Source organism: Vibrio sp. 10N.222.49.C9, from assembly GCF_041474985.1.
GTDB classification, from domain to species: Bacteria; Pseudomonadota; Gammaproteobacteria; order Enterobacterales; family Vibrionaceae; genus Vibrio; species Vibrio crassostreae_C.
Window position 1 is genome coordinate 1 of sequence record NZ_JBFRVD010000282.1, and the last position, 301, is coordinate 301.

General features: G+C 41.2%; 1 pseudogene. It reads right to left on the bottom strand.

Annotated features, from left to right (window positions below):
- Nucleotides 1-266 (bottom strand): annotated as a pseudogene (locus AB4585_RS23145) (hypothetical protein); the annotation flags it as partial.
- Nucleotides 267-301 lie beyond the last annotated feature (35 nt).

Sequence of the window (301 nt, forward strand, 5' to 3'; positions counted from 1 at the left end):
TTGATGACTAAAGACTCTGTTTTTTCCTGAAGTTCATCAAAGCTTTGTTGCATCTCTTGCTTGGTTTGTTCAAAGCCATTGGTTACGTTATTCCACGTTCTTTTCGCGCTGCCCAGTAGGCTATCATCTTCCTCGTATTCTGCAGCCTTTCCGTCAATCAACTGCTGATTAAACTGATGCAAATCTGTGGCAATAAAATCGGTCTGCTGGGTGATCTGTTCTGTTTGTTCATTTAAAAACAAGGTATCGACTAGGCTATTGAGCAATAGTGTTCCTACTAGCAGATATCGAGTCAGACAGA